The sequence below is a fragment of the Geobacillus sp. CAMR5420 genome, assembly GCF_000691465.1.
Lineage (GTDB): Bacteria > Bacillota > Bacilli > Bacillales > Anoxybacillaceae > Geobacillus > Geobacillus thermoleovorans.
The window spans coordinates 1-8,493 of the sequence record NZ_JHUS01000091.1 but is presented as its reverse complement, the minus strand read 5'-3'; the positions used below and the strand labels follow the sequence as shown (position 1 = coordinate 8,493).

General features: G+C 39.7%; 6 protein-coding genes and 1 pseudogene. 3 read left to right on the top strand and 4 right to left on the bottom strand.

All coding sequences use genetic code 11. From position 1 onward, the window contains the following. Together DI44_RS18525 and DI44_RS0117545 are read right to left on the bottom strand one after the other, a co-directional pair. Positions 1-240, bottom strand: a 240-nt coding sequence (locus tag DI44_RS18525) for an ATP-binding protein (RefSeq protein WP_241766415.1), incomplete at its 3' end; no start/stop codon positions are given. Beyond that, positions 237-719, bottom strand: coding sequence for a hypothetical protein (locus DI44_RS0117545; RefSeq protein WP_241766414.1), 483 nt, complete (start codon positions 717-719; stop codon positions 237-239). The genes DI44_RS18525 and DI44_RS0117545, both read right to left, overlap by 4 nt. Positions 720-1,034: 315 nt before the next feature. Between DI44_RS0117545 and DI44_RS19600 the strand changes: the two are divergent. Together DI44_RS19600 and DI44_RS19595 are read left to right on the top strand one after the other, a co-directional pair. Beyond that, positions 1,035-1,673: pseudogene (locus DI44_RS19600) on the top strand (IS4 family transposase); the annotation flags it as partial. Positions 1,674-1,694: 21 nt separating this feature from the next. Then, a complete protein-coding gene (locus DI44_RS19595; protein WP_347229983.1) occupies positions 1,695-2,288 on the top strand; it encodes a transposase in 594 nt (197 codons plus the stop codon). Positions 2,289-2,419: 131 nt separating this feature from the next. Here DI44_RS19595 and istA read toward each other — a convergent pair whose 3' ends face one another. After that, entirely contained in the window at positions 2,420-2,899 is a 480-nt protein-coding gene (gene istA, locus DI44_RS19590; RefSeq protein ID WP_277813394.1) for an IS21 family transposase, read from the bottom strand. A 15-nt stretch (positions 2,900-2,914) separates the two neighbouring features. Then, positions 2,915-3,352, bottom strand: coding sequence for a helix-turn-helix domain-containing protein (locus DI44_RS19585; RefSeq protein WP_223813578.1), 438 nt, complete (start codon positions 3,350-3,352; stop codon positions 2,915-2,917). 414 nt (positions 3,353-3,766) lie between these two features. Between DI44_RS19585 and DI44_RS18515 the strand changes: the two genes are divergently transcribed. Beyond that, entirely contained in the window at positions 3,767-8,272 is a 4,506-nt protein-coding gene (locus tag DI44_RS18515; protein WP_081823207.1) for a hemoblobin-interacting domain-containing protein, read from the top strand. The last annotated feature ends 221 nt before the right edge of the window (positions 8,273-8,493 follow it).

The following is an 8,493-nucleotide window of genomic DNA, read 5'->3' as shown; positions in this document are numbered from 1 at the left end:
TGGATAATCAACACTCGTGGTGTCTAAAGTTTTGTGGATGGGAAAGGCAGCTTGTTTGAGCCTTCGCTGTCTTTGATTTTCCTCTCTTGCCTGCACTTTTGCTTCTAATAGTGCCAATAAGTATTCTTCATACCGTAGATTTCTTTCTTCTGCCTCTCTTGCGAGAGAGCGATATTGTTTCGCAATTGTAGGCATTCTCAATTGCTTCGTGATATGGTCTAAAAGGATTTCTGTTGTCATTTCATCTGACCTCCCGTTAATTGTCCGTATTGAGCTACATTTGCCTTTTGAATTTTATAGTCTAGTAGATTTACAGGCGTTTTCTCCTTAGATAGATCTTGGACCTGCAAGTAGTTATTCGTCAGTCTTTGAATGATTTCATGGACGACTTCGTACCGATAGACCTGCGCTTGTTCAGCTTCTCGTAATGCTTGTGTCAATTTTTCCATCCCGATTTCTCGATGAAGGAGAAGGAGTCGGATAAATTTACGGTCGCCCGCGGCTCCTTCTTGTTCCCTCATTTTTCGGTGAAAACGCCTAAATACATCCGGAAGGTCAGATGATTGAAATGCATGGGCGCCCCGAATCGCTCGCGGTTTTTTTAATAATGCCTCCAGATAATGATCTAGATTGGTGATCATCTGGTTTCGTTCGTAAGAACGAGGATGTTCAGCGATCACTTGATTTTGAGCCACAACGATCACATGATCGACAAACATTTTTGCCCATACAGCTTGACCTACATAACTACAAGGGACAGAATACTGATTGGTCTCCACTGTAATTAAAGAGGTCTTATTCACCTGACAAGAGACCAACCGGCAAGCTTCAAACTTCTTTTCAGGGAGTGGGTGTAGATACCCATACCCATCAAGTTAAGAATTTTGGTCTTTGTGCATCGTCAAAAACATGGTATCCTTTCTAACGAACACTCCACGTTAGAAAGGATTTTTTTCATGGAAAAACAAATGAAAGCATGGATTCAAACCATTCGTCAACTCTTTTCTCCCGAAGAATGAACCCGTCTCGCACGGAAAACAGGCTTTATCCGGCGGCAGCGTTCGTTAACGGCGGAAGCCTTTCTGACTCTCTGTGCATGGGGAGATGGCTCACTGGCCAAACAGTCGCTTCAGCGGTTGTGTGCGGCCTTGACGCTCTGGCATGGCTGTTCCCTTTCAAGCGAAGGCTTGAATCAGCGTTTTACCGATCGGGCCGTGGCATTTTTGCGAGAAGTGTTTTTCCTTCTCCTCCTGCATCAACGTCCATTGCTTTTGTCAGCCATGGAGACCTATCGAACTTGTTTTACCCGCCTGCGGATTTTGGACTCAACCAGCTTTTTGGTTCCCGCTGACTATGGGGAAGACTATCGAGGTTCCGTTTCGTCGGGGGTGAAAATTCAGTTTGAATATGACTTGTTATCCGGCGCCTGCCTTCAGCTATGCGTTCAATCGGCCAATGACTCGGACGCTCGTTTTGCCTATCATGCCCAGCATACGATTTTACCGAATGACCTATGTATTCGGGATTTGGGCTTTTTCTCCGTTGCCGCACTGGCCGAGATCGATGCTCGCGGAGCGTATTATATGACTCGGCTCCGTTCCGATATGAACGTGTCTATCAAGGAGAATGGCCAGTGGAAGGAATGGGATTGGGAATCCCTTGAGAATCAATGAGAGGAAGGGGAATCAGTGGAAATGGAACATGTGTACATCCGACAGGAACGCTTGTATGTTCCACGGTTGGTTTTCCGCCGTCTGACGGCGGAAGAATGGCAAAAACGGATGGCGTATGTGCGGAAAAAGGAAAAAAGAAAAGGGAAGGCGCTGGCACGCCAAACCCTCGAACAAAAGAAATACCACATCTTACTGACGAATTTACCACAAGAGTCGTTTGATGGTCAACAGGTTTATGAGCTCTATTCCCTGCGCTGGCAAATTGAATTGTTGTTTAAAGCCTGGAAATCCGTATTTGATTTGGAGAAAGTCAAGGAGATGAAAAAAGAACGTTTCGAATGCCATTTATACGGGACGTTGATTGCCATTTTGGTCACCCAGACGTTTCTGTTTCAAGCTCGGATGTATTGGCATCAAAAGGAAGACATTGAAATCAGTGAACGGAAAGCGCTCGATCTTCTCCAATCGTATTGGCACCAGTTGCTTTTGCGTTCGCATATGGCGGAAATCAACCTTTTCTCTCTCCTTTCCCTGTTACGAAAACATGCCAAGAAAGGTCGAAGGAAAGGGGAAGAAACGGCATCAGATATCTTAACGAAATTAGAGATATGGTAGAATTAGATATGGATATAAATACCAAATACCCCCTTCTTCTGGAGGGGTATTTGGTATGCCCAATAATGGATGTGATCCCCATCATTCACTGCGGGGATGAACACGAGTATCGTCTTAAAAATTTTATACCGCTAAACTTGACGGGTATGGTGTAGATACCCCTTTTCTTTCGCCCACATTTGCGCAACCGTTTCTTTAGTGAACGGAACGGTTTTTTCTTCCGCCTCTCTCAAACACCAGTCCAATAGATAAGCGTTTAATTCCTCCAGCGATTGTACGTCCGGAAGCGGAACGAAGGCGTTTCTTCTTACGTATCCGACCGTCCCTTCCACTCGTCCTTTTTCATTCCCGGAACGAATATTACAAAACTCTGCCTTAAACAAATAGTGGGCTTGTAAGGCTAGAAAAGCATCCTGTTCGAGACGATCTCTCCCTTGGACTATTTTTACTACAGCCGTTTTTAAATTATCAAATACCCCTTCGGTAGGTACTCCTCCAAAGAATTCAAACGCATGGACAAAGCCATCTAAGAAAGCCTCCTGTTTCTCATGCAGGTATGCTCGTACAAATCGCATTCGACTTGCCGAAAGTTGCATACAAAAGAGGTAAATCCGTTGTGTTCGACCCTATAGAATAATATCCGCCTCTCCCCAGTCGAATTGGAATTGGTGGCCGAGTTGAAAATCAAGGGGAATAAAGACTTCCTGCAGCTTTTTCTTACGTTTGGCTACAACCTTACGGATGTTGGACTCAGATCCTTTGAAATTGTACTCATCGACCAATCTTCGATAAATTCTGGCAGCGGTATGGCGTTGTTTTCCCCAACGTTTTAGATCGTCTTCGAGCCATTGATCAATAATGGGTAAGACTCGCTTTGTTTCATAGGAATACTCCTTTCCATGATAGTTTTTCTGCCGATGAATGGTGGTTGGAGCCTCATTCTGTTTTAGATATTTGCTTACGGTATTTCTTGAAATCCCTAATTTTTGAGCAATTTGTCGTTGGGATAGCCCTTCTACCTCATGCAAGAATTTGATATGATGAAATTGAGCCATCTTGATCATCCTTTTTCTCTCCCCCTGATGAAAAGTTTAGGCACTTTCAATCATAAGGGAGGTAATGAAAATTGGAAATCAGGTGACTCATTTTTTATGTGATCGAACCCTTCAAAAGTGGCTCAATTTTAAATTATCAAATACATTCGTTTAGCCATAAGAAAAAGGCTACATTTGAATGGAAGTAAGAACAATGAATTTTGTTATGCTCTGCTAAACTAGAACGAACATTTTCACAATGACAGAAAGCATCGAGATGACAAATGTCTTACTTAATTTATTCTTAATTTTATAATTTTAAGAAAAAATATTTACATTAATATACGAAATGTAGTAAAATTTTCTATGGGTTTTTATTACTGTAATTATACTTATTTTACCTTTTTGATAGGTAATAAATACTCTTTTTAAGGGGGAAAAAGGGTGAGAAAGAAAAATGCTAAAAAGTTAGCGACCTCTATTGCTGCGATGTCTGCAGTTGCTGCTAGTGCATTTGTTGTATCCCATCCAGCTCAAGCCGCAACAATGGCCAATGCTGAGAAGTTGGTTGTCAAAGCGGAAAAACTTGCTGGCGCATTAAAATGGCAAGTTTCTTACGATTACCGGAAAAAGGTTTATCCTAAAAATGTGTTAGATTATCCAGATATGAAGCTGTTTAATGAGACAAAATCTGCGTTGAAAGCTGCTCGGGAAGAAGTAAAGAAGCTGAAAAGAAAAGAGAAAGATATTTTGGAGGCTCGTCTCACGCAAAATGTTCAAGTATACGTTGATCGCGCTACCTCTTATATAGACGCTGTATCGGCTGGCAAAAAAATCGAAGCGAAAGCCAATATATTAAAGAAATTAATTTCTAACCATATCGTAAATGACTCCACAGAAAAAGCGTATCATGATTTAACAAAAGAAATTCGTACAAAGTCCCCTGCTTTTTATAAAGTATATGGTGCTTCTACTCGTACAGCATTGGTTCAAACATATCTCAAACCTGCGCAACAAGTGAAAGATGCGGCGTTATATCCAGTTTCCATTAAAATAGAAACAGACCGTTTGAACGCGGCGCTGAAAGAAAACAAGATTGATCAAGCGATTTACCATAAAAACCGTATTGAAAAATTTGTGAGCGAAGGTTTAAAGATTGGAGTTTTGAAAGAAAATAGCAATCTATTAAAAAGCGTAATGGCTTACGTAAACCCGGTTAAGGCAGAGCTGGAAAAGCGATTTGCAATTTTTAATGCAGATTCTACTGCAGCGGACAAGCCAACCACTTTTGGCGGAACGGCAGCGGCAGTGAAAAAATACGATCAATCCGTCATCCTCATCGCGGGTAAAAATCAATATATTAAACTGGCAAATGCCGAAGTGAATGGAAACATTATTATTAAAGGGAACGAAACAGGCGCTGGAACGGTTTACCTGGAAAACGTGAAAGTAAACAAGGTGAATAACCAAGGCGGTGTCATTATTGTTGATGACGTAGCTGATCATAGTTTGTATCAGAAAAACGTCACAGCGGAAGAATTGAAAATCAATGATGCGAACGGTGCCAACATCGTAGCGGAAGAAGGCACAAAAATTAAGACATTATCTCTTACAGAAACAGCAGGGGCAACAGGAGCGGTGATTCTCGAGTCAAAAGAAAAAGGAGCATACGAAGTCGTTTCCATTGGCACGAAAGGCAGCGAATCAAGTAAAGGTGTCGAATTAAAGGGTGACTTCTCTAATACGAAAGTAGAAGTAACGGGAGAAGGTTCACAGATCAAGGTAGCGAAAGACGCCGTAGTGAAAGAAATCGAAGTGAAGACAGAAGCGAAATTGGAAGCAGAGCAAGGCGCAAAAGTACAAGCTGTGAATTTAGCTGCCGAAAAATCGGGGCAAAAAATCGAATTAAAAGGGGACTTAAAGGAAGCTACGGTCACTGTTAAAAATGCTAATGCAAAAATTGAAGTGGCTAAAGATTCTGTAATTAAAGAGATTAAGAAAGATTCATCCGTCACAGGTTCTATTCAAGTAACAAACAGCGGTACGATTCAAACATCTACAGGTGTTACCGTGAATAACAAGGATGGGGGACAAACTGGGCCACAAACCGGTTCTACAGATGGTTCGACGGGATCGGGTTCTGCTGGTAGCGTCCAAACCGCGCCAACGTTAACAGCAGATAACACAGATGCAAAAGTGGGAAACGACATTGAATTAACGTTTGCTCCAAATACAGATTGGCAAGGAAAAATCACGGCTGTAGAAGTAGATGGAGTGTCAGTAGCTACAGAGAAGTATACAGTCACAAATGGTAAGATCACGTTAGATAAGAGTCTATTCACAACAGCTAAAAACTACAGCATTGTCATCAAAGCAACAGGATATACAGATGCGATAGTGGTACAACCGGTAGCGGCGAGTGATCAAACAGCACCAACAATGGAAGTACATTTATACCCAGGTTTTGCGTTAGGGTCAACTTCGATTAATTATATTCCTGAAAATAGTAATCAATTAGTGTTCAAGATTTCTGATCAACCAGTTTCTACTATACCAAACGTAGGAGATACACCTCCTTCTGATGTAAAACCTTATAATATTGGAGATGATATCACGGATATATCTCCTAACCAATATATACAACTGTACGAACTCGATAGTGATGGAAAAATCGTAAAATTTAAGGAGATTCAAATTACAGAGAGAGATATCAATTCTTCGTATTATGCAACAAGATTCACTTTTGAATCTGATAAATTTTATGTTGAATTTAATTCTCCATTAAAAGAGGAAACTTTTGCAAACGATGATATAGATAAAGTTATTAAATATTTCAATATAACAGCTGAAAACTTTTCTATAAATAAATCAAATATCAAATCAATTAAGTGGATTGCAGCTGATGAGAAAGGTATAACTAAGTTAGAGATTCAGTTAGATAAAGAAATTAATTTATTAAGGAATTATATCATTAGTATCGGTTATGTACCGGAAGCTGTAAAATGGATTACTCCAGAAGGGCAAGATTCAAATTATCTCGCTTCATCGGAGATCTCAGGTGATGTTTCTGATTCTGTTGTTATTGAACATATAAAAGCATTGATTGCAAATGGTGATTATAACGGATGTATTTATTCTTTAGACCATTTGTTACATTATCTGTCAAAAACATCAAAGATACAGAATTATAATGAACGTAAGTTTGATCTGTATCAGAAGTATATAGTGGACAATAAAGATAGACTTGAAGATTTGAATTCTTTGCAAAACATAGTTGATGAGGTCAATGAAATTCCGACATTTGATGCTGTGGAAGCATCGGGTAATACTATAAAGTTAATATTTAGCGAAAACGTATGGATTGATGGTGTATTAGATAAGAATGATATAATAGTCAATGTAAATGGAGAGAAACGATCGATTACAAACTTACAGCAAACCATTGATCTGTCATCGGCAACAAATTCGATCACATTTACAATTGATGGACAGTCTATTCTTCCTGGTCAATTTGTCAAAATTATTATTTCAGAAACAGGATCTGCGAAAATAAAAGATATTGATGGTAATTCTATTTTACCGATTAATCATAGTAGTCAAACTGTGCTAACAAAGGAGCAGACGCTTCAAGCATTAGAAACGGAGTTAGCGAATCTCCCGGCAAATAAAGCAGAGGCAGATGCGATAAATGATAGGGGATTATTGCAACAATTGTTAGAAAGAGTAAATACAGTCATTGAAAATGCGAAAAGTATAGGAGTAACAGAAGAGGAAATCAAACAATTACCAAACTACGAGCGCATTGCGGTGACAGAGAAGCGAATTGCGGATATTGATGCAGCAGCAAAGGCACAAGCAGTTGAAGCAGTGAAAACGGAGTTAGCGAAGCTGCCAGCAGATAAATCACAGGCGGATGCGATAAATGATAGAGAATTATTGCAAGAATTGTTGGACGGAGTAAACACAGCTATTGAAAATGCGAAAAGTGCAGGGGCAACAGAAGAGGAAATTGAACAGTTACCAAACTACGGGCGCATTGCGATAACAAAGGCACGAATTGCGGATATTGATGCAGCAGCGGCAAAAGCTCAAGCAATTGAAGCATTAGAAACAGAGTTGGCAAAGCTGCCAGCAGATAAAGTAGAGGCAGATATGTTTAATGATAAGGAAGCGTTGCAGGAATTGTTAGAAGGAGTAAATACAGCTATTGAAAATGCGAAAAGTGCAGGAGTAACAGAAGAAGAAATCGAACAATTGCCAAACTATGGACGCATTGCAGTAACAGAGGCACGCATTGCGGATATTGAGCAAGAAGCGGCAGCAAGAGCTCGAGCGGTTGAAGCAGTAAATAATGCAACAAATGCTGTAGATATGAAAGAAGCGTTAGAAAATCTTAATTTGGATTTTCAAGGTAAAATGTATTATGAAGGTTTTAATGATTATCAAAAGCTTGCCGTAGCGGAACAAGTAATGGCAATACGTGATGCTTTGAAAGCATATGATGAGGATCATACAAGAAATGAGAAAGCTGTTGCTGGAAAATTCTATGATGAAAGCGAAATTCAAATAGCACTTGATCAAGCTGTGTACAAGGTGTATATTTCTCCGACGTTTAGTTCCATCACTTTTAATGATAATGGAAATAAAGCTGAAACGATTGTCATTAGATTGTCTGAGGCTTTAGGAACTTTGGGAACGGAACTAAATGATGGCGACGATCTTAAGTATGCAATTACTATAACTGAAGGTTCTAATAATATAACTGAGTTTACAGCTATTTATAAGCGAGATATTGATGGTAATTTAGATAATGATAATCAACCGGCGATCCTAATTAATACAGATAGTGATGGTTTAATAACAAATGCTGTTACAATTAAAATTGATGATTCATTAACAGATTTAGAAGGTAATAAATTTTTACCAAACTATGCGATATCTCTAGATTAATAATAAAAGCTCTTGATTGCGTACCTGTGCGCAACAGACAGAAAAGCTGACAGTATCATTCCAGTTAGTTCAGAAGGAACCAGTGTCGAAGCGGCTCTGGTTCCTTTTCTTTTGCTATCTTTTTGTGAAAAATTTAAGGAAATTAACAGCGTGCCTGTCACCGTTTGAATATGTCTTTTCCTTATTTGACTAAATTGCCTATTAACTCACATTTCGCACCC

Coding starts and splice junctions, on each gene's coding strand:
- DI44_RS0117545 (WP_241766414.1), bottom strand. CDS start 719: ATGTTTGTCGATCATGTGATCGTTGTGGCTCAAAATCAAGTGATCGCT.
- DI44_RS19595 (WP_347229983.1), top strand. CDS start 1,695: ATGGAACATGTGTACATCCGACAGGAACGCTTGTATGTTCCACGGTTG.
- DI44_RS19585 (WP_223813578.1), bottom strand. CDS start 3,352: ATGATCAAGATGGCTCAATTTCATCATATCAAATTCTTGCATGAGGTA.